This window comes from Ammoniphilus sp. YIM 78166 (assembly GCF_004522215.1).
GTDB lineage: Bacteria > Bacillota > Bacilli > Aneurinibacillales > RAOX-1 > YIM-78166.
Window position 1 is genome coordinate 1 of the sequence record NZ_SDLR01000038.1, and the last position, 677, is coordinate 677.

The following is a 677-nucleotide window of genomic DNA, read 5'->3' on the forward strand; positions in this document are numbered from 1 at the left end:
CCGAAGCGACATATAATAATATAACATAACGAAATGATGATTTCAATAGGTATTTTTTAAAAATCATTATTTGCGTTGTAAGAACTAACGTAGCAGAAAATATATCATGTTTTTATTAGTTATTACAACAACTAATAATTTCCAACAAATAAAAACTAACACTTTAAAAAGTGTTAGTTAACGAGAAATCTTAAGCTTTTTTTCTGCAAAGATAAATTTTAATTCTCCATCTATTTTAGAAGGTATTATTCGAAAGCGAGATGAGTCTTTATATTGATCCTGTACAAAATTAACTATGTTTTCATTATGTAAACAAAGTTCAACTAAGTAAGCAGCTAGTCTGGTTTTAGTGATACCGCAAGCCATGGCTAAGCGATCTAATTTTTCATGGACTTTTTTGTTAAACGACGAATTTACTCTAATTTTTTTATCAGATCGTTCGGATCTAATTCTCCCTTCACTGTTACTCACAAGAAATTACCCCTCTCTTGAGCTTTTACCTAAGTAACAGTGTTACACAGTAACACTGTTACTTAGTAACTATGTTAGAAGGTAAGGGTTTAGAATCGAACATTCTACATTTTTAGATAGAAATAAAACAACCCTTATTCTAAACAGAATAAGGGTTAATATTTATGTATGGTGGGCCCAAGTGGACTCGAACCACCGACCTCACG

1 protein-coding gene is annotated in these 677 nt (G+C 31.0%); it reads right to left on the bottom strand.

Going from position 1 to position 677, the window contains the following annotated elements; genetic code table 11:
• Positions 1-177: 177 nt before the first annotated feature.
• Positions 178-471: a hypothetical protein gene (locus EIZ58_RS32770; protein ID WP_134705220.1), complete on the bottom strand. Its 294-nt coding sequence runs from the start codon at positions 469-471 to the stop codon at positions 178-180.
• Positions 472-677: the final 206 nt, after the last annotated feature.